Origin of the sequence: Providencia sp. PROV040, assembly GCF_032706145.1 — a bacterium.
GTDB lineage: Bacteria > Pseudomonadota > Gammaproteobacteria > Enterobacterales > Enterobacteriaceae > Providencia > Providencia hangzhouensis.
The window spans coordinates 4,658,376-4,677,607 of record NZ_CP120530.1; the positions used below are offsets into that span (position 1 = coordinate 4,658,376).

The following is a 19,232-nucleotide window of genomic DNA, read 5'->3' on the forward strand; positions in this document are numbered from 1 at the left end:
GCTAACGTTGTGCCGCAACCTGAAATGCGTGATCTAAGTCTGTGATTAAGTCCTGAGGATCTTCAATCCCCACTGAAATTCTTAGCAAGCTATCTGTGATCCCCGCTTGCGCACGGGCTTCTGCTGACATACCTGCATGTGTCATTGTGGCCGTATGGGAAATCAATGTTTCCACACCACCTAATGACTCCGCTAGTGTAAACAGGCTGAGTGAACGAAGAAAATGGCGAAGTTGTGGCTCATCACCTGCAAATTCAAAACTCAGCATCGCGCCAAAGCCTTTTTGCTGTTTCACTGCTATTTCGTGCCCGGGGTGATCTTCTAATGCAGGATAATACAATTTTTTTACTAAAGGCTGTGATTTAAGATATTTTACGATCTCTTGTGCATTTTGCTGTTGCTGTAATACACGTGGAGATAATGTCCGAATACCTCTCAATAGTAGATAGCTATCAAAAGCGCCCCCAGTAACACCAATATTATTTGCCCACCAAGCAAGCTCTGTTACCCATTTTTCTTCTTTTGCAATCACCACCCCTGCAACAATATCAGAATGGCCATTCAAGTATTTAGTGCATGAATGCACCACAAAATCTGCACCGAGCGAAAGAGGCTGCTGCAAAATTGGGCTTAAAAAAGTATTATCTACAACGACTAATGCACCTACATCATGAGCCAACTGTGCAATATGCTGTATATCAAAAATTCTTAATAGTGGGTTGCTGGGTGTTTCGATTAACACTAATTTGGGCTTTTTCGCTAATGCCGCCTGCAATGCAGATTCATCACTTTGGTCGACAAATTGCACCTGATAAGCCCCACGCTGGCTTTGGCTATTAAACAACCGATAGCTTCCGCCGTAACAGTCATGTGGCGCAACAAGTAAATCCCCCGGTTGCAAAAAAACTGTACATAGCAGGTGAAGCGCAGACATCCCACTGTTAGTCATTACCGAACCACTACCACCCTCAAGTTGTGCCAATGTTTTTTGCACAATATCACGCCCTGGATTTCCACGACGTGAATAATCATGAGCTCTCGGTTCATTAAAGTCAGTAAAATTATAGGTACTGGATAAATAAATGGGAGGCACAACGCAACCAAATTGTTGGTCTTCATTTAATCCATTATGAATTGCGATGGTTGACGGCTTGTAAGTCATAAACGCTTCTCCTGAACAGTGATAGGCTAAATCATACCCATCGGATGTTTAGACGTCAACATATCTAGACGTCTAAACCTCTTTACGTTTATATCTAGTAATGGAATAATCAGCCCTAATAATTATGTGTAAATTGATAGTCAATCGCATAAGTGAACTTAACTCGTTAATTTTATATAATATCTTGTGATAAAATAAGTTAAGTCACGTCTAACATATATGCAGACGTTCTCGATTTAGGGCTTAGATTAAGTTTCTATTAAAAAGAATATGCATATTATTTTTTATTATTATTGAAAATATCCAAGGTAACCCATGGCTGAATGGAATGGTGAGTATGTCAGTCCGTATGCTGAACATGGCAAAAAGAGTGAGCAAGTAAAAAAAATTACAGTATCTATCCCTTTGAAGGTACTAAAAATTTTAACTGACGAACGTACTCGTCGTCAGATTAATAACTTGCGACACGCGACAAATAGTGAGCTCCTGTGTGAAGCTTTTTTACATGCATTCACAGGCCAACCACTGCCAAATGATGAAGATTTACGTAAAGAACGTAATGACGAGATCCCTGAAGCCGCAAAAGAAATTATGCGCGAATTAGGTATCGACCCTGAAACGTGGGAATACTAGCCCCAATTAGTCACCATTACGTATCTCAAAACTTTAACTACGTCGCACGCCTTGCGACGTAGTGCCTTTCCTTATGTTTTATTCAAGATAGCTATAACGATGATGGCGACGCGCTCAAGTCTAAAGTGAAAGTACGAATAATGATATTATGTTCGCCGTGCTTTACCGCTTCTAATTTCTTCATTTAGACATAAAAACACTTATTTTAGGCATTAAAAAAGGGAAACTCAGTTTCCCTTTTTTTCGCATTTCACAAGTTCGATTATTTTTTAGAACCTGGGATGCTGAAACGTTGGTTGAAGCGATCAACACGACCACCAGTCGCAACATCACGCTGTTTACCAGTATAGAACGGGTGGCAGTTACCACAAACGTCCAGGTTCAGCGAGTGACCAGCAGTTGAATTAATTTTCATTACATTACCGCAAGAACAAGTTGCAGTAACTTCTTCGTATTTAGGGTGAATACCTTTTTTCATGGGAGAACCTCTATTAAGGCCGTGTCGCCATTCCAGCCCTAACGCCGGACACCACACGTCGTGTTGATTGAATTTAATATATTGGTAAAAATAGATACCAAAGGCGGCGGATCATACAGAAATTCTGTTTATCACGCAATGAAAACCGAGTAAATTTTGTGGTACTCTAGTCAACAATCGCTCGCATTATCGCATAAAAAATAGACGGAAACCCAGATATGATCGTCGTTCAGGTGGCTTTACCTGTCCCTTTAAACCGCACATTTGATTATCGCCTTCCTGATAACATGCCACTACCAGTGATTGGCAGCCGTGTTATGGTGCCATTTGGCAAGCGCCAAGCCTTGGGTATTGTGGTAAAGCACAGCGATAAAAGCGAATTTGCTGAAGATAAATTAAAAGCCATCGAACTGGTTCTCGACCACCAAACGCTCTTCCCTGACGATATTTGGCAGCTCTTATTGTGGTCTTCACAATACTATCATTACCCAATAGGTGAAGTGCTCTTCCACGCATTACCCACACTATTGCGCCAAGGTAAACCTGCGGAATTTACCCCTATTTGGCAATGGCAAGTGACGGATGAAGGCTTAGCCGTTGACCTTAATGAGCTAAAACGTTCCCCAAAGCAGCAACAAGCTCTTGCACTTTTGCGTCGTAGAGCCGTTTATCGCCATCAAGTGAGTGAGCTTGAAATCAGTGAAAGTGCTCTGCAAGCATTGAAAAAGAAAGCTTATATTGAGTTACATCCCGTTCAACCGACTAGCGAAAAGTGGCAACCAAGCTTTACAGTTTGTGGGGAAAGGTTGCGGCTTAATAGTGAACAAGCGACCGCTGTCGGTGCTATACGTGCTGAAGATGACCTATTTTCGCCATGGCTACTCGCTGGGATCACAGGGTCCGGTAAGACGGAAGTGTACCTGAGTGTATTGGAAAATGTCCTTGCCCAAGGTAAACAAGCTTTAGTTTTGGTGCCTGAAATTGGCTTAACCCCACAAACGATTAGCCGTTTTCGCGAGCGCTTCAATGCGCCTGTTGATGTGTTGCACTCAGGCTTGAACGATAGCGAACGCTTAGCGGTTTGGTTACGCACTAAGCAAGGACAAAACGCCATTATTATTGGCACTCGCTCAGCGCTGTTCACCCCTTTCGCCCGCCTTGGCATTATTATTATTGATGAAGAGCATGACAGCTCATATAAACAGCAAGATGGCTGGCGTTATCATGCACGTGACTTAGCTGTTTTTCGCGCTAAAAAGAACAATATTCCCATTGTGATGGGTACTGCGACGCCATCACTAGAAACCTTATTCAATGTACAGCAACATAAGTATCGGCAATTAAATCTCACTATTCGTGCAGGTAATGCACGCCCTGCGGCTCAGCACCTTATTGATTTAAAAGGCCAGCCGTTAAAATTTGGCCTTTCTCACTTATTAATTCAACACATTAAAGAACACCTTGCACAAAACAACCAAGTCATTCTATTTTTAAATCGTCGTGGTTATTCCCCTGCATTAATTTGCCATGAATGTGGCTGGATTGCAGAGTGCCAGCGCTGTGACCACTATTACACCTTGCACCAAAATTTTCATCAATTACGCTGCCACCATTGTGATAGCCAGCGCCCGGTTCCTCGTCAGTGCCCACAATGTGGTTCAACTCATTTAGTGCCTGTAGGAATGGGAACGGAGCAACTTGAGGAAGGGATTTGTGAACTGTTCCCTGATACCCCCGTTACCCGTATTGACCGTGATACCACGAGCCGTAAAGGGGAACTGGAACAGCATTTAAACCAAGTACATGAAGGGGGGGCTAGAATTCTTATTGGCACACAGATGTTGGCCAAGGGCCACCACTTCCCTGATGTCACCTTAGTCGCCTTGTTAGATGTCGACGGGGCTTTATTCTCGAGTGATTTTCGTGCAGCCGAACGGTTTGCTCAATTATACGTGCAAGTTTCTGGTCGAGCAGGACGAGCTGGTAAACAAGGTGAAGTGTTCTTGCAAACCCACCACCCCGAACACCCATTGTTGCTCACGCTTCTTGAAAAGGGTTATCACGCATTTACCCAAGAAGCGATGGAAGAACGGCAAATCGCAATGTTACCACCTTACACCAGTCATATATTGATCCGTTCAGAAGACCACAATAACCAAGATTCGCGCCAATTTTTGCAAAATGTACGGCAATATATTAGTGAACATCCACAAAGTGATGCCAAAATGTGGATTTTAGGCCCCTCGCCGTCGATTCAAGCCAAACGTGGCGGGCGATTCCGCTGGCAATTGCTATTGCAACACCCTTCGCGGCTTTATTTACAACAATTTATGGCGAAACTGTTGCCAGAAATTATTCAACAGCCAGAAAGTCGCAAAGTAAAATGGAACATCGATGTGGACCCGACCGATTGTTAACTCATTATCAATGCTAAAGGATTCATTTTACCTAACCATTTAACTTTATAGGCCATACCAGTATTGTCTTTGCAGCATGTTGATAAATTTGAATTATTTGCCATATAATTCTAAACGACCAAATTGAGTATTTTTCATACACATTGAGTTTCATTTATCTTTTTGCCCTTAGAATTATTTTCAAAATTTGCGAAGTAGCTCTAAAAAATGACGCAAGTCACATTTTTTATGCAAACTAGGTAACAGATATTCTTGAGAAACCAATTAGAATAACCACTAATAATGACGTACTTGCGCCATTCAAAAAAAGCAAACGATTAAATCAATCTAAGGAAGGCGTTGTGGAAAGTAAAAAACACAATAACACGGCAACGATGAAAGATGTTGCTAGTGCCGCGGGCGTTTCGACAGCGACGGTGTCTAGAACACTTATGAACCCGGAAAAAGTTTCTTTGCAAACACGCCAAAAAGTCGAACAAGCGGTGATGGATGTTGGCTATTATCCTCATAACCTTGCTAGAAGCTATAAGCGCAATGAATCAAAGACTATTCTTGTACTCGTTCCTAATATTCGCGACCCTTTCTTTAGTGATGTCGTGTGCGGCATTGAAGAAATTGCCGCTCAAGAAGGCTATTTTGTTTTGATTGGGGACTGTAAACACCAAGAAAAACAAGAAAATGCTTTTATTAATCTCATTATTACCAAACAAATTGATGGCATGGTCTTACTGGGTTCCAATATTCCATTCGATATCTCAACCGAAGAGCAAAAAAACCTCCCTCCAATTGTGATGGCCAATGAGTTCGCACCTGAGCTAAAACTGCCTACCGTGCATATCGATAACCTCACCGCCGCATTTAACGCAACACATTACCTACAAAAACAAGGCCATAAACTGATCGCTTGTATTGCAGGCCCTGACCATATGCCTTTAAGCCAATATCGTTTAGAAGGTTATAAAAAAGCCATGTTACGCACAGGTGAAAAACTGCGTGAAAATTATATTATTCGTGGTGATTTTACCCATGAGGGTGGCGCTGAAGCAGTGAAAACATTGATGTCACTTCCTGAACCACCGACAGCTATCTTTTGCCATAGTGATATCATGGCAATTGGTGCAATGTGGCAAGCGAAAAAAATGGGCTTAAAGCTCCCTGATGACCTTTCTTTTGTTGGTTTCGATAACTTAGAGCAAGCAAAATACACCTTGCCAGCCCTAACGACTATCAACCAACCTCGTGCTGAAATTGGCCATCATGCGATGCAATTACTGCTCGAGCAGATTCATGGGCACAATGTTAATCCAGGCTCACGTCTCCTAGATTCTGATTTAATCATTAGAGAGAGCACAAAAGCGCCTAAAAGCTAGTCAAAGTTGCTCAGGTTAAGTAACATGTTAACCCAAATGATGACTAACAATTGATAACTAGTGAATTAATAGCGTGGCACAAAAAGATTATGTAGCTCGAGGGCGCTCATCCGCCCGTAAAAAAAGCAAAGGTAAATCAAAGAAAGCACAAGGACTACCAATGACAACATTGGTTGTTGCTGTCACGATTGTCGTGCTATTTGTTGGCGGCCTGTTTTATATCACTCAAAATAAAAAGGACACACCACAACCTCAGGTAGCTACTCCCACAACACCGGGTAGTACGCTTCCACCAAAGCCTGAAGAACGTTGGCGTTATATTAAGGAACTCGAACGTCGTGGTGTGGATATGCCAAATATTCAACAGCCGAGCACGGGGAATAATATTGTGCGCCCATCAGATTTAACACCTGAACAGCGCCAGCTATTAGAGCAAATTGATTCTGACAGACGCCAGCCTGTCACTAACTTGCAAGAAATACCTGCAAACGGTAAACCAGTACCGCGTTCACAAGTGCTCATCAATGAGCCTGCTCAACCTATCGAGCCAGTACAACGTAAACCGGCGGCCAATATCCCTCCAAAACTTGAGGCTCAACCAACCGCGCCCACAACTCAACCACAAACGGCACCAAGCACTAAACCGACAAACAGCTTGCAAAATATGGTTGTTCAATGTGGTTCATTCCGTACAGCAGAACAAGCCGAGTCTGTTCAAGCTACTTTAGCATTCTCAGGTATTGAAAGCCGTGTAAGCGCAGGTGGAGGTTGGCACCGTATCGTTTTAGGGCCTTATTCCAAGTCTACTGCCGAGAAAATGCGTGACCGTGCAGCAGGTGCAGGTGTTTCCGGTTGTATTCTTCGTGCTTCTGGGGGTTGAAAAATTCCTCCTTCCCCCCCATGTACTGTTTTAATGTACTCATGAGCGGTACTTTGTGTCTTCAACCTAGTTCAAGTGATAGTTAATTAGACAACTATCACTTGAATTTAATCTTTTGAAAATCACATTCAACCGCATTCTTTTTTGTAATAAAACCAGGGGCTAACTCATGACAACAATCGTAAGTGTTCGCCGTAATGGCCAGGTCGTAATTGGTGGTGATGGACAGGCGACGATGGGTAATACCGTCATGAAAGGCAATGTCCGCAAAGTTCGCCGTTTATACAACGACAAAGTCATTGCCGGATTTGCCGGTGGCACCGCAGACGCATTCACATTATTTGAACTGTTTGAGCGCAAACTCGAACTGCATCAAGGCCATTTAACGAAAGCGGCCGTTGAACTTGCTAAAGATTGGCGTACCGACCGCATGCTTCGTAAATTAGAAGCCTTGTTAGCTGTCGCTGATGAACACACTTCACTGATCATTACGGGTAATGGTGATGTGGTTCAACCGGAAAACGACTTAATTGCGATTGGCTCCGGTGGCCCATATGCACAATCAGCCGCACGTGCTTTGTTAGAAAATACAGACTTAAGTGCTAAAGAAATCGCTGAAAAAGCGCTCGCTATTGCAGGTGATATCTGTATTTACACCAACCATAATGTCAACTTTGAAGAAATTTCTTCAAAATCATAAGGATTGCTAGTATGTCCGAAATGACTCCACGCGAGATTGTCAGCGAACTCGACAATCATATTATTGGCCAAAATAAAGCCAAACGTTCTGTTGCGATTGCTCTGCGTAACCGCTGGCGCCGTATGCAGTTAAACGAAGTATTACGTCACGAAGTCACACCAAAAAATATTTTGATGATTGGGCCAACAGGGGTAGGTAAAACTGAAATTGCCCGCCGCCTTGCGAAATTAGCCAATGCGCCATTTATCAAAGTTGAAGCGACCAAATTTACTGAAGTCGGCTATGTTGGTAAAGAAGTTGACTCGATTATTCGCGATTTAACTGACTCTGCCGTTAAAATGGTGCGTTTACAGTCTATCGAAAAAAATCGCTATCGCGCCGAAGAAATGGCTGAAGAACGTATTTTAGACGTTCTTATCCCACCAGCAAAAAATAACTGGGGGCAATCTGAACCAACGGATGAGCATTCTCCAGCCCGCCAAGCATTCCGTAAGAAATTACGTGAAGGCCAATTAGACGATAAAGAAATTGAAATCGAAGTCGCTGCATCCCCTATGGGTGTTGAAATTATGGCACCTCCAGGCATGGAAGAGATGACTAACCAGTTACAATCCATGTTCCAAAACCTAGCAGGCCAAAAACAGAAACCTCGTAAGATGAAAATCAAAGAGGCATTCAAACTGCTAGTTGAAGAAGAAGCGGCTAAATTAGTCAACCCTGAAGAGCTAAAAGAACAAGCGATTGAAGCGGTTGAACAGAATGGTATCGTCTTCATCGATGAGTTCGACAAAATTTGTAAACGCGGTGGCCAAAGTTCGGGGCCAGATGTATCCCGTGAAGGGGTTCAACGTGATTTACTGCCATTAATCGAAGGCTGTACCATTTCCACTAAGCACGGCATGGTCAAAACTGACCATATCCTGTTTATTGCTTCAGGTGCGTTCCAAGTTTCGAGCCCATCAGACTTAATCCCTGAACTCCAAGGCCGCTTGCCAATTCGCGTTGAGCTACAAGCTCTGACAACTGAAGATTTTGTGCGTATTTTGACTGAGCCAAATGCCTCATTAACTGAACAGTATAAAGCGCTGATGGCAACAGAAGGCGTGAATATTGAATTCACGACTGACGGTATTCGTAAAATTGCAGAATCAGCATGGCAAGTGAATGAGTCAACCGAAAATATTGGTGCTCGTCGCTTACACACAGTGCTTGAACGCTTAATGGAAGATATTTCTTTCGATGCCAGTGACCGTAACGGGCAAACTATCCAAATCGATGCAGACTATGTCAGACAGCACTTAGATGAGCTGGTGGCAGATGAAGACTTGAGTAGATTTATTTTATAATCTTATTAATTATCTGGTTTTCATGTATCCTTAATATACATCGACTAAAGTGCAGCTTTTATCGCTGCACTTTTTTCTATGAAATATTCTGCCCATTGCATTGAAAATACTCAAGTATCTCTCTATATGATGGGTTATTAAATTATTAAGATCACATCTCTAAAGAGTTTGAATTATAGGTAACTGCATGCAGTCGACATCCTCAACAATAAGTCGTAAACAAGCTTGGATTGAAAGTCTCCGCCCTAAAACCCTACCATTAGGGGTGATTGCGATTGTGACAGGCTCTGCACTCGCTTATTTAACTAATAATTTTAAATGGCCTGTCGCTTTATTAGCACTTATCACAGCGGGTTTATTACAGATTTTATCTAACCTTGCGAATGACTATGGTGATGCGGTCAAAGGCTCTGATACGGCTGAACGTATTGGTCCATTACGTGGCATGCAAAAAGGCGTTATCACGCAAGCGGATATGAAAAAGGCACTGAAGCTAAATATTACGGCGGCCTGTCTTTCCGGCTTACTGTTAATTATTGTCGCATGCGAAAAACCCGAGGATGCCATTGGTTTTGTCGCATTAGGGCTTATTGCTATCGTCGCTGCAATTACCTATACCGTGGGCAAAAAACCGTATGGCTACCTAGGGTTAGGGGATATTTCTGTTTTAATCTTCTTTGGCTGGCTAAGTGTTATTGGGACTTATTATTTACAAGCAAATAGTTTTAATATCATCACTGTCCTACCCGCAACGGCTTGTGGGTTGCTCTCTGTCGCAGTATTGAATATCAATAATATGCGTGATATCGAAAATGATATTAAAGCAGGTAAAAATACCTTAGCGGTACGCTTAGGTCCCCAAGGGGCTCGAATTTATCACACCATTATTATTGTTGCGGCTATTTTATGTTTGGCCTTTTTTAATCTAATTTATTTACACGGCTGGAGCGGTTGGCTATTTTTACTCGCCGTACCAATGCTAATGAACCATTTACGCCGTGTTCTCAGCGACCCAACCCCCGAAGGTATGCGCCCTCTATTGGAAAATATGGTGAAAGCTGCACTCGTGACCAACGTTTTATTTTCCATCGGCGTCGTAATGAGCAAATAATATTCACTATTTGTCGTTTTTTTGACTTTTTCCGCCTATTTTTAGGCGGGTAACTTTGCCAAGTACGGTTCAAAAGGGATATACTGGTTGCCTCTTGCAGCAAAAAAGACCTAACTCCTATGAAATATGATACTTCCGAACTCTGCGATATTTACCAAGAAAGCGTCAACGTGGTAGAACCCCTTTTCTCCAATTTTGGTGGACGTACTTCATTTGGCGGTCAAATCATTACAGTTAAGTGTTTTGAAGATAACGGCCTAGTGTATGATTTGCTGGAAGAGGATGGTACAGGGCGTATCCTACTCGTTGATGGGGGCGGTTCTGTCCGTAAGGCACTTATTGATGCTGAAATTGCAAGGCTAGCTGTTGACAACCACTGGGAAGGAATTGTGGTTTACGGTGCGGTTCGTCAGGTAGATACCCTGATGGAACTCGACCTCGGTATTCAAGCTATTGCTGCGATGCCGGCAGGCTGTCCAGATGAAGGCATCGGTGAAAGTGATATTCGTGTTAATTTCGGCGGTGTGACTTTCTTTTCAGGTGATTACCTTTATGCCGATAACACCGGTATTATCCTTTCTGAAGAGCCATTAACACCTTATGAGAACAACGGTTTTGTCGAAGATGACAATATCGACGCATAATCCGTTAAAAATTCTATAAATAAGGGCTGCAATAATTTGCAGCCCTTATTTTTATACTCTACTACGCGAGGTATGACGAAAGTTTCTCTAAACCCTACAATGCGAGATATAACAAAGATTTCTCTAAATAATTCGTGTTGTAGGTAGGCGGCAAAGTCGATAAGACCCTAGGAGCATACACAAGTATGTGACTAGGGCGAAGAGACGAAGCCAACACCCCTACAACGCGAAGTATGACGAGAAATTACACTTCTTCCATCTTACCGAGTAAAGTCCGTAAACGCTCTTGCCAAGCTTGCTGCTCTTGTTTTAACTGTTCATTTTCACGCACCAGTGAATCCGTGCCTGATTTTGCTGTTTCAAGCTCTTGGCTTAACGCACCATTTTTATCTTTTAATTCATCGATTTCCATTTGTAACAGTGTGATTGTATCAATCGCTTGTTGCACTTTGGATTCTAGTTTCTCAAATACTTCAAATGACATAATTCTGGTCTCCCTTATCAGCTTTTACACGATTGTAAGTAGCATGATCCTCTGTGTCCAGTTCCTTCCTTCTGAATCGTAATAACCTTCATTAAAAAACACTGGTCAGATCACATCACAAAGGTCGAATCCATCACTATTTTTGATTGTTTTGTTTCGCTTTAGTGATGTAACACACACTTTTCAATTTCGATATTTCTCGTTTATGTTCTTTAACGATAAATTTACAGTTAATGATTTTCGATTAGAAAATCTTAACTTAAAAAAACATTACAATATTTTTCATTTTCGTAGGATAGAAACATATGAGCCAAATGACGACTACATCACTCACGGGTCAGTGCATCTCAGAGTTTTTAGGGACTGCGCTACTGGTCTTTTTTGGTCTAGGTTGTGTTGCTGCCGTTAGAATAGCGGGCGCACAACTAGGCTTGTGGGAAATTAGTATTATATGGGGCTTTGGCGTTGCTTTAGCCGTTTACCTAACCGCTGGCACCTCGGGTGCCCATCTAAACCCAGCCGTTACTCTCGCACTATGGCTATTCGCGTGTTTTGATAAGCGCAAAGTTGTTCCTTATATCATCGCACAGATGCTAGGTGGCTTCTTTGCTGCCGCATTAGTTTACTCAATGTATTCCCCTGTATTTTTCGATTACGATCAAGTTCATCACATCATTAGAGGCTCACAAGAAAGCTTATTTACTGCGGGTGTTTTCTCAACCTACCCAGCACCACAAATTAGTGTTCCTCATGCATTCTTTATTGAGGTCATTATTGCGGCCATTCTTGTTTGCTTAATACTCGCGCTAACCGATGATGGCAATGGTGTCCCACGTGGCCCACTTGCACCATTGTTAATCGGTATTTTGATTGCTGTTATCGGTGGGTCATTTGGCGCGCTCACTGGGTTCGCACTCAACCCTGCTCGTGACTTTGGTCCAAAGGTTGTCGCTTATCTCGCTGGTTGGGGTGATATCGCTCTGACTGGTGGCCGCGATATTCCTTATTTCCTTGTCCCATTGACAGCACCTATTGTTGGTGGTCTGCTAGGCGCATTCGCCTATCGCAAACTGATTGGTCGCCACTTACCTTGCATGGTATGTGAAGAAGAGACCAAAACAGAAAAATTATCCGTTAAAAACACCAAATCCTCGGAACAGGCTTAAATTATGACTACTGAAACCACTATTGCGAAAAAGTATATTGTTGCACTCGACCAAGGCACAACCAGCTCACGTGCTGTCGTACTCGACCATGATGCGAATATTGTCAGTATTTCACAACGTGAATTCACCCAAATTTATCCTAAGCCAGGTTGGGTGGAACATGACCCAATGGAAATTTGGGCATCACAAAGCTCAACACTAGTGGAAGTACTCGCTAAAGCGGATATCCGTACCGATGAAGTCGCTGGGATTGGGATCACTAACCAACGTGAAACCACTATTGTTTGGGAAAAAGCCACAGGTAAGCCTGTTTATAATGCAATTGTGTGGCAATGTCGCCGTACTGCTGACTTTTGTACCCATCTGAAACAAAATGACCGCGATTTAGAAGAGTATATTCGCCAAAACACCGGTCTGGTTGTTGACCCATATTTCTCCGGTACAAAAGTCAAATGGATTTTAGATCATGTTGAAGGCGCACGTGAGCGAGCTGAAAAAGGGGAGTTATTGTTTGGTACTGTCGATACTTGGCTCGTTTGGAAAATGACACAAGGGCGTGTTCATGTCACCGACTACACCAATGCCTCTCGAACCATGTTGTTCAATATCCGCAACCTCGAGTGGGATGACAAAATTCTCAAAGCGCTCAATATTCCACGAGCAATGCTTCCTGAGGTACGCCCTTCTTCCGAAGTCTACGGGCAAACCAATATTGGGGGGAAAGGTGGGACTCGTATTCCAATTTCAGGAATGGCGGGAGACCAACAAGCCGCTCTGTATGGCCAACTGTGTGTCAAATCAGGAATGGCCAAAAATACCTATGGAACAGGCTGTTTCCTACTTCTGAACACGGGAGAGACTGCTGTACGTTCAAATCATGGCCTACTGACGACTATCGCATGTGGCCCAAAAGGTGAAGTCAATTATGCACTTGAAGGCGCTGTATTTGTCGGAGGTGCCTCTATCCAATGGCTGCGTGATGAATTGAAATTAATTGATGAATCAACAGACTCAGAGTACTTTGCCACTAAAGTGAAAGACAGCAATGGCGTGTATGTTGTTCCTGCCTTTACTGGTTTGGGAGCTCCATATTGGGACCCATATGCGCGCGGTGCTATTTTTGGCCTGACACGTGGTGCAAACCGCAACCATATTATCCGTGCAACATTAGAATCTATCGCTTATCAAACCCGTGATGTACTTGATGCAATGCAAGCAGATTCAGGTGAGCGCTTAAAAGCACTACGTGTTGATGGTGGAGCTGTCGCCAATAACTTCTTAATGCAATTCCAGTCAGATATTTTAGGTACTCCTGTTGAACGCCCTGAAGTGCGAGAAAGCACTGCATTGGGAGCCGCTTACCTTGCAGGCTTAGCCGTTGGTTTCTGGAGTAATCTTGATGAGTTACAGAGCAAGGCGACCATTGAGCGTGTATTCAAACCAGGTATTGAAACGACGGAACGTAATTTCAAATACGAGGGATGGAAAAAAGCCGTAGCTCGTGCCCAAGAGTGGGAAGATCGTGGCTAATCCATCTTTTAATCTGTTTTATTTCTAATATCCCAAAGGCCATATGAATCATATGGCCTTTTTTATTTTATCCCTACAAGTATGACTTTCTTCTAATAACTAATTAGTTAATCAATGAAAATGCAGTTATTAAAACAATAATAAATTAGACCGTTTTTTGCGGTTTATTTAGAATAATATTTCAATAAAATTCAAAATTAACCCTCAAAAAATGGATTATGGTAATGGATAACCTTAAAATATTTGCTGATGAGATACAGCAAGACAACTTACAACTAGGATGGTATAAAAAAGGGAGAGTGGCAATTATTCAACAAGATACCACCTTAATAAATGCATTAAAGGATAACCCTGAACAATCAGCTGACGGCGAAAAAGCATTTAAGTTATTTAGTTGGTTAAATAATAGCCCCCGGCTAGCGGGTGAAAATAAAAAAACTTATTTATTGAGTGCGCTCGGTACTGAACATTTCTCTGGATTTAGTTTCCACCCCAAGCAAAATTTATTTGTCGAAAGCTTTAATTCACCCCATGAATGGATTAATGGAGAAACCAGAGCACAAGCTCAGCTCGCTGATTTATTATTACCAAGCGGGCAATGGCATCGCCATTATAACATCGTAGTCTTGCCTGAAAATGCCAATGACAAACAAGTCGAGCTAGTTCGCCATTGGTTGGAACTCACCGGCGGCAGTTTATTGATAGTCAAAAATAAACACAAAAAACCATCAGCATCGACCCAACAACTCATTGATGAACTTAATCCAGTAGAGCCTATTGAGCAAGCCAGCCGCACCTTAGAAAATCACAGTTTCCAGCAAATTATCACCCTACCAACCCAAGCAATAAACTCATTGAAGCTAACCGATGAGTTACGAAAAAACAGCCAATATTTCTCAATATCTATAGAAAATATGAAGTATAACAAGGTGTTGTCTTTACATGACGTTCCAATTACAAAAACATCATCTTGGCAACAGATTGCCCATTCTGTCGAAACCGATGTAAATAAAATAATGGCAGTAAATCAGCTTCCTGCGGTTAAAATCCGCTATGAAAAGAATACCTTAAAACTTGTTGGTGAAAATATCATTTTTCGCCAGTTCCAATTGAAACAAACAAAACCGGCGATCTCTCGACATGATGCGCAAGAAAGCGTTCCTCAAATTCTACCTATTTTAGTAGCAGAAAACCCAGATGAGCTCCCAAATCAGTTAGTTGTAGGTGCCATAACAGGAAAACTACCAAATAGCCCCCATATTAAGGGTTACAAAATCCTTGAGCAGCCCAAATTTGGTCAATTAACGCTAAATAACACCACCAACGAATGGCAATACATTGCCAATAATGCAAAATTTAAAACCCACTCAGATCAATTTGATTTTATTGCTATGCTACCTAACGGGCAGCAATCCCAACCCTTTTCCATTCAGTTACAAACCGCAAATGCACCACAACTGCGCATTCCTGGTAAACGCACATATTCCACTCCAGACCCTGTTTATCATGAACCTCAACGGCGTTACAACCCAACACCAAGTGATATGCAAATCCATCATATTCAACTTGCGCAAACTCACCTGCAGAGTATGACCGATAAGCACATGAGCTTAACAGCTAACCGCTGGGCGTTATTGAATGTAGAAATTACCAGCGAAACGGCGGCAAAATCCCCTGATATTGAAGCCATCGTCAGCAATAAAGAAAGAAAAATATTAGGTCGAGTGAGATTAACTGGCCCGGATCATTTGCTCCAAAAATTAACAGCGCTCCCCCAACAGATGAATGTTTCAGCGCAAAATTGGCATCAGCAACGCTTTACAGCTCCGCTAAAAGGTGAGTGGATACAACCGGATATCAACCTCGTTATCACTGTTAATGGCAAACCCATTATCACCGAAGAAACCAACCAACATGGCCTATTCTCCCCCAATGTCACCCTTGATAACCACTTAATTGTTCATGTTGATAGCCACAGTTTATATCAACAAGGACATGGAGTTTATTCATCCTCTCCATTAAGTTGGGGAAAAGAAGCGGCGACAATCTTACCAATTGGGCAGCTCACAGTGCATAGCCTTCCTGCTACGGTGAGTCACCCAAGCTTAACGCCACTTAGGACTGACACCAATAGCAACACCATTCCGTTTATTCATCCTCATTATGATAACCCTGAAGAGATTGACTATCACCCCAATGCACAAATTTTTTGGGCTTATAATAATAGCCATAAATACCAAACTGCTAACAATGCTGATTCTGATTATCAATATACTGCGATTGAAACCCTACCTTCAAATGTTGGCACTGCGCTATTAGGGCTTGGGTCGCCCAACAACGGTGGCGGGGTTCATGAACCTAACGTGATGTTTCATGAGATTTTTGGTCACGGTCTTGGCTTGCCTCATACCAATAAACTAGGTGATGATGATAAGTTAGTATACCCTTACGACCCTCACAGCCATGGCAAAAACCCAGCTTATAACCAATCTAGGCAATATTATGTCACTTATCACGATCTCCATAGTCACTTAAAACAGGCTATGCCGACCATGCTTTCTAGTTTTGTACCTTTTAGGAGCGGTGCTTATGATGCATTTTTGCCTCATCCTGATGTCTACAACCAAAAAATTCACCAATTTTTAAGCAAAAGAATACGCTGGCAAAGCAATAAAACTAAAGGGGAGGATACTGAAGATGGCGGGTTTGCAGGAGACGGTTTTTATCAACGCTGGGATCAAATTAACAAACAATGGGTCACACTAACTCAACAGAATTACTCAAAATATTATCACCTAACGCAAATTGAACAACTTCCTCATCAACGTGATGTAGCGATTTATTGGATACAGCACCAGTTCGCTAAAATGGCAGATAATACCCCACACCCTTATAGCACCATCGCAGTTGACCGTACCATAGGAAGCTTACCGGCCGATTACCATAACCTAAAAACAGGGGTTGGCCGTCCATTTGATATTAATGGTGACTATGCATTAACCGTCACTTATGCAACTCCGAATGGGTTATCGACCGAAGTATTACAAATCCGACGTACAGAGAGCTTCAATATTGCAGATAAAGGCGAATTGGTTCAGTTTACTGTACATGAATTGAACTACAAAAAAGAGCTTGGGCAGTTGATCTCCCACTATAACAACCCGGATTCATTAGCTTGCCGTGTATTAACAAACAGTGATGGCTATTTATTACCAAAACAGCTGATTCTCGATAATTATTGGCAAGGTGCCCCTATTTACTGGGCAGCAACAGAAGAAGGCTTAATTGATTTTTCGACAGGTAAAATCAATCTCGACAAAATCACCTCAAAAAGTGCACTTTGCGCCAAGTGGGTTGAAAAAGGCCGGTTACATCAACAATATTTTTCATTATCTGACCCATTTGGCCAAGATTCGCAGATTGATACCTCTTTGAACTTTATTGCGCTCAATCACCTTGAAACTCACGCAATGGGTTATTCCGTGATACCTGATGTGATCTACTACACAGTCGAGCAACCTTTAGTTGCGGATGTAAACTTCGAACAAACGGTGGATATTACTCACCTAAACTTGCCTGATGGCCAGTACTCTTTTTGGGTCACACTAAGGACAAGTGATGACCAAAAACAAATTCAAGAAAGCATACCAATAGAGGAATGGTATTTTTCAGTACAACAAAATCAATTAACAATAAAAGGCACGATAGACAGTACCCCTGAGTTAAAACTGGATGGAATAATCATTCATATAGACCAACACTTGCAGGACCATACTGTACCAAAGTTGATTTGGCTCCAACAAAACACTCAAAATCCAACAGGACAATTAGCAGAAAATACAAAATTTCTAGATTATAACCAACCAGTGATATTTAATTCAGGAGTCATGTTGCCGGAACTTATATCATCAATGCCAGAAGAGGAACCTAGCTCCTTGTATTCATCGGTGCTATCAATTCCGCCACAAAAGCAAGCTGATATACTGCTAAGCGCGTAATTTGATGGTCAGGCTGTCTTTTGCAGCCTGACCATATCCCATTAAACCATGCGTTCTGAGTGATTCATACGTTTTGCTAAAGGTAACCAGCACAACAATACAAGCGTCGACATTAAAAACATCAACAATCCTAAACTAAACTGCCCGTTCTGTGGTAACAAGGCGGAAACCCAAGTCGCAACACCTGAACCGACATTTTGTAAGCCGCCAACGAGTGCACCTGCGGCACCTGCCAAATAAGGGAAAGGCTCCATAGCCCCTGTCGTTGCTAATGGAAATAACATACCAGCGCCAAAGAAAAATACCGCTGCTGGGACTAACAATGTCCATGTATTCATAATCCCAAACCAGCCTGGTACCCACATCATAAAGCCAGCCAATAAACAAATAAGCACTGAGTGCCACATCAAATTATAAAACGTTTTTCCCTCTCGCCCTGCATACCAAGCGCCAAAGAAAGCGGCAGGAATCGGCAATATAAATAAAATACTCACGGTGATACTGCTTAGCCCTAATACACCGCCCATCAATACACCACTGCTGGCTTCAAATACCGCTATCCCAGCTAACGCACCAACTAGCATGGCAAGGTAAGAGAGAAATGAACCACTTGAAAGTAATTCACGATATGAGGCCAACATTCTGTACTTTTCTGGGGAAACAGGCCGCGTTTCTGGTAGCCAACGATACATACTCAATAATACTGAGGCTCCTAAGATAAATAGGAAAATATAGCAAGCATGCCAGCCCCAAAAGTGCGCTAATATTCCGCCAAACATGGGAGCCAATAATGGGCTGACTAACACCCCCATATTTAATAGGCTATTTGCATAACGCAGCGCTGTGCCTTTATATAAGTCACGAGGCATTGTTCTTGCCATTACACCGGCAACACCAGTTCCTAGCCCTTGTAACCCACTTGCCACTGTAAGTATATTTAGCGTTGGCGCGAAAATTGCCACAACCGTTGAAAATAAGAAAATCGTTAAACCGGTTAAAATAACAGGTCGGCGACCAATTCGGTCAGATAGCGGCCCATAAACTAACTGCGAAAAACCATAAGAAAATAAATAAGCTGCCATCACTTGTTGAACAGCACCAGAGGGCTCATTAAAATAAGCGGCAATTTCAGCAATGACAGGAACATAAATAGTTTGTGTCATTTGGCCGACCGCTGCCAATGCAATTAGCATTAATAGCAAATTAAAATGTTCCAGTTTTCTCATTTTTCTCTCAAATACATCCAATAATTCAAATGCACGCTATTTCGGACACAAAATAACGCCGCATTATTTCATTGTAATAACGCAAAA

15 protein-coding genes are annotated in these 19,232 nt (G+C 42.3%); 11 read left to right on the forward strand and 4 right to left on the reverse strand.

The features are described 5' to 3' along the window. Position 1: 1 nt before the first annotated feature. Entirely contained in the window at positions 2 to 1,162 is a 1,161-nt protein-coding gene (gene metB, locus P3L40_RS21810; protein ID WP_096863592.1) for a cystathionine gamma-synthase, read from the reverse strand. Positions 1,163 to 1,477: 315 nt separating this feature from the next. On the opposite strand from metB, the gene metJ reads away from it, so the two are divergent. After that, positions 1,478 to 1,795, forward strand: a complete 318-nt coding sequence (gene metJ / locus P3L40_RS21815; RefSeq protein WP_004265315.1) for a met regulon transcriptional regulator MetJ — start codon at positions 1,478 to 1,480, stop codon at positions 1,793 to 1,795. A gap of 262 nt (positions 1,796 to 2,057) precedes the next feature. On the opposite strand, the gene rpmE is transcribed toward metJ, so the two are convergent. Continuing rightward, a complete protein-coding gene (gene rpmE, locus P3L40_RS21820; RefSeq protein WP_004265313.1) occupies positions 2,058 to 2,273 on the reverse strand; it encodes a 50S ribosomal protein L31 in 216 nt (71 codons plus the stop codon). Between the two features lie 218 nt (positions 2,274 to 2,491). Between rpmE and priA the strand changes: the two genes are divergently transcribed. The 7 genes from priA (at position 2,492) to rraA (ending at position 10,741) form a co-directional block, all read left to right on the forward strand. Next, positions 2,492 to 4,690 (forward strand): primosomal protein N', encoded by a 2,199-nt coding sequence (gene priA, locus P3L40_RS21825; RefSeq protein ID WP_136135350.1) that lies wholly within the window; start codon positions 2,492 to 2,494, stop codon positions 4,688 to 4,690. 341 nt (positions 4,691 to 5,031) lie between these two features. Next, positions 5,032 to 6,060 carry a DNA-binding transcriptional regulator CytR gene (gene cytR / locus P3L40_RS21830; RefSeq protein ID WP_004265308.1) on the forward strand — a complete coding sequence of 343 codons (1,029 nt, stop codon included), beginning with the start codon at positions 5,032 to 5,034 and terminating at the stop codon, positions 6,058 to 6,060. A gap of 73 nt (positions 6,061 to 6,133) precedes the next feature. Further along, entirely contained in the window at positions 6,134 to 6,940 is an 807-nt protein-coding gene (ftsN, locus tag P3L40_RS21835) for a cell division protein FtsN (RefSeq protein WP_210852733.1), read from the forward strand. A gap of 169 nt (positions 6,941 to 7,109) precedes the next feature. Then, a complete protein-coding gene (gene hslV, locus P3L40_RS21840; RefSeq protein ID WP_004265304.1) occupies positions 7,110 to 7,640 on the forward strand; it encodes an ATP-dependent protease subunit HslV in 531 nt (176 codons plus the stop codon). Positions 7,641 to 7,651: 11 nt separating this feature from the next. Further along, positions 7,652 to 8,986: an HslU--HslV peptidase ATPase subunit gene (hslU, locus tag P3L40_RS21845; RefSeq protein ID WP_004265302.1), complete on the forward strand. Its 1,335-nt coding sequence runs from the start codon at positions 7,652 to 7,654 to the stop codon at positions 8,984 to 8,986. 187 nt (positions 8,987 to 9,173) lie between these two features. Continuing rightward, on the forward strand, positions 9,174 to 10,097 hold the full coding sequence (locus P3L40_RS21850; RefSeq protein WP_004265301.1) for a 1,4-dihydroxy-2-naphthoate polyprenyltransferase: 924 nt from the start codon (positions 9,174 to 9,176) through the stop codon (positions 10,095 to 10,097). Between the two features lie 119 nt (positions 10,098 to 10,216). Then, positions 10,217 to 10,741, forward strand: coding sequence for a ribonuclease E activity regulator RraA (gene rraA / locus P3L40_RS21855; RefSeq protein WP_004265300.1), 525 nt, complete (start codon positions 10,217 to 10,219; stop codon positions 10,739 to 10,741). Positions 10,742 to 10,985: 244 nt separating this feature from the next. Here rraA and zapB read toward each other — a convergent pair whose 3' ends face one another. Continuing rightward, entirely contained in the window at positions 10,986 to 11,225 is a 240-nt protein-coding gene (gene zapB / locus P3L40_RS21860) for a cell division protein ZapB (RefSeq protein ID WP_004265299.1), read from the reverse strand. Positions 11,226 to 11,530: 305 nt separating this feature from the next. On the opposite strand from zapB, the gene P3L40_RS21865 reads away from it, so the two are divergent. The 3 genes from P3L40_RS21865 (at position 11,531) to P3L40_RS21875 (ending at position 17,919) form a co-directional block, all read left to right on the forward strand. Continuing rightward, positions 11,531 to 12,391: an MIP/aquaporin family protein gene (locus tag P3L40_RS21865; protein WP_004265297.1), complete on the forward strand. Its 861-nt coding sequence runs from the start codon at positions 11,531 to 11,533 to the stop codon at positions 12,389 to 12,391. Between the two features lie 3 nt (positions 12,392 to 12,394). Continuing rightward, entirely contained in the window at positions 12,395 to 13,921 is a 1,527-nt protein-coding gene (gene glpK, locus P3L40_RS21870) for a glycerol kinase GlpK (protein WP_004265295.1), read from the forward strand. A gap of 224 nt (positions 13,922 to 14,145) precedes the next feature. After that, on the forward strand, positions 14,146 to 17,919 hold the full coding sequence (locus P3L40_RS21875) for a hypothetical protein (protein WP_210852735.1): 3,774 nt from the start codon (positions 14,146 to 14,148) through the stop codon (positions 17,917 to 17,919). Between the two features lie 41 nt (positions 17,920 to 17,960). Here P3L40_RS21875 and emrD read toward each other — a convergent pair whose 3' ends face one another. Then, positions 17,961 to 19,145: a multidrug efflux MFS transporter EmrD gene (gene emrD / locus P3L40_RS21880; RefSeq protein WP_004265291.1), complete on the reverse strand. Its 1,185-nt coding sequence runs from the start codon at positions 19,143 to 19,145 to the stop codon at positions 17,961 to 17,963. Positions 19,146 to 19,232 lie beyond the last annotated feature (87 nt).

Excerpts from the sequence above, each read along its gene's own strand:
- rpmE (WP_004265313.1), bottom strand. The coding sequence starts at position 2,273 with ATGAAAAAAGGTATTCACCCTAAATACGAAGAAGTTACTGCAACTTGT.
- P3L40_RS21875 (WP_210852735.1), top strand. The coding sequence starts at position 14,146 with ATGGATAACCTTAAAATATTTGCTGATGAGATACAGCAAGACAACTTA.
- metB (WP_096863592.1), bottom strand. The coding sequence starts at position 1,162 with ATGACTTACAAGCCGTCAACCATCGCAATTCATAATGGATTAAATGAA.
- metJ (WP_004265315.1), top strand. The coding sequence starts at position 1,478 with ATGGCTGAATGGAATGGTGAGTATGTCAGTCCGTATGCTGAACATGGC.
- priA (WP_136135350.1), top strand. The coding sequence starts at position 2,492 with ATGATCGTCGTTCAGGTGGCTTTACCTGTCCCTTTAAACCGCACATTT.
- hslU (WP_004265302.1), top strand. The coding sequence starts at position 7,652 with ATGTCCGAAATGACTCCACGCGAGATTGTCAGCGAACTCGACAATCAT.
- hslV (WP_004265304.1), top strand. The coding sequence starts at position 7,110 with ATGACAACAATCGTAAGTGTTCGCCGTAATGGCCAGGTCGTAATTGGT.
- emrD (WP_004265291.1), bottom strand. The coding sequence starts at position 19,145 with ATGAGAAAACTGGAACATTTTAATTTGCTATTAATGCTAATTGCATTG.
- P3L40_RS21865 (WP_004265297.1), top strand. The coding sequence starts at position 11,531 with ATGAGCCAAATGACGACTACATCACTCACGGGTCAGTGCATCTCAGAG.
- P3L40_RS21850 (WP_004265301.1), top strand. The coding sequence starts at position 9,174 with ATGCAGTCGACATCCTCAACAATAAGTCGTAAACAAGCTTGGATTGAA.
- rraA (WP_004265300.1), top strand. The coding sequence starts at position 10,217 with ATGAAATATGATACTTCCGAACTCTGCGATATTTACCAAGAAAGCGTC.
- zapB (WP_004265299.1), bottom strand. The coding sequence starts at position 11,225 with ATGTCATTTGAAGTATTTGAGAAACTAGAATCCAAAGTGCAACAAGCG.
- glpK (WP_004265295.1), top strand. The coding sequence starts at position 12,395 with ATGACTACTGAAACCACTATTGCGAAAAAGTATATTGTTGCACTCGAC.